Source organism: Salinimicrobium oceani (assembly GCF_012037645.1).
Window position 1 is genome coordinate 1 of the sequence record NZ_JAAVJR010001452.1, and the last position, 306, is coordinate 306.

Consider the following 306-nt stretch of genomic DNA (forward strand, 5'->3'; position numbering starts at 1 on the left):
GGATGTAAGATCTGAATGAGATCCTCCAGCATTTTGTTATTTCTGTAAGGTGTCTCAATAAAAGACTGCGCCTGATTCTTTTCTACTGAAAGCTTTTCAAGATTTCTGATCTCGCTTTTTCGGGCTGCCTTATCAATTGGGAGATAGCCGTTAAAAGCAAAATTCTGCCCATTCATTCCTGAAGCCATCATTGCAAGTAAAATAGAGGAGGGGCCAACCATTGGCACCACCTGAATTCTTTCCCTGTGGGCTATCTTTACAACTTCGGCTCCGGGATCGGCTACCCCGGGACAACCTGCTTCGCTT

Annotated in this window: 1 protein-coding gene; it reads right to left on the reverse strand. The window is 45.1% G+C overall.

Annotation, left to right across the window (positions count from 1 at the left end; genetic code table 11):
* Window positions 1-306: SAM-dependent methyltransferase (locus tag HC175_RS22600; protein WP_209310222.1), on the reverse strand; the 306-nt coding region annotated here is incomplete at both ends.